The sequence below is a fragment of the Cobetia sp. SIMBA_158 genome, from assembly GCF_046566945.1.
Lineage (GTDB): Bacteria > Pseudomonadota > Gammaproteobacteria > Pseudomonadales > Halomonadaceae > Cobetia > Cobetia amphilecti.
This window is the reverse complement of sequence record NZ_JAWJYL010001157.1, coordinates 1-233: the sequence shown is the minus strand read 5'-3', so window position 1 is coordinate 233 and position 233 is coordinate 1. Positions and strand designations below refer to the sequence as shown.

Here is a 233-nt window from a genome sequence, read left to right as displayed (position 1 = left end):
CTTTTTTGTCTTTTTATTTTGTTTCATATTCTTTATACGTTTATTCCTCTTTTTACTAGCAGGAAAAAACGGTAACTTTATCCTAGAAAGGAAAAGGGAATTAGTATACTAATACCTGCCTATAATGAGACACTGGTTATAGAAAACTGTTTAATAGGAATATTCAATGTAAATTATAAGAATTTTGAAGTTCTGTTTATAAATGATGGCTCTACTGATGATACACTTGAAAC

1 protein-coding gene is annotated in these 233 nt (G+C 27.9%); it reads left to right on the top strand.

Annotated features, from left to right (window positions below):
* Positions 1 to 99: 99 nt before the first annotated feature.
* On the top strand, positions 100 to 233 hold a 134-nt coding region (locus tag R2R70_RS23385), incomplete at its 3' end, for a glycosyltransferase family 2 protein (RefSeq protein ID WP_410979404.1).